Genomic DNA, 265 nt, shown 5'->3' on the forward strand with positions numbered 1-265 from the left:
GGAAAACTATATCAAAGAAGCAAAAAATGGCTTTTACTTTGATCATATGAATAGCCACGCTTTTCTAGTGAACGAAGTAAAAATGATGTTAACACTTCTTGCATATAATTTGACCAATTGGTTACGAACTCTTTGTTTTCCGGAAGGTCAAAAAACTATGCAAATTGATACGATACGTACTCGGTTAATTAAAGCGGCAAGTAAAGTCGTGAAATCAGGCAGATCCCTTTACTTCAAACTATCATCGAGTTTTGTGTATCAAAAT

At 34.0% G+C, this 265-nt stretch carries 1 protein-coding gene; it reads left to right on the top strand.

What is annotated here, in order from left to right:
• Window positions 1-265, top strand: a 265-nt coding sequence (locus MJ643_RS30900) for a transposase (RefSeq protein WP_247727339.1), incomplete at both ends; no start/stop codon positions are given.

Origin of the sequence: Pseudomonas sp. PNPG3 (assembly GCF_023093815.1) — a bacterium.
Classification (GTDB): domain Bacteria; phylum Pseudomonadota; class Gammaproteobacteria; order Pseudomonadales; family Pseudomonadaceae; genus Aquipseudomonas; species Aquipseudomonas asiatica.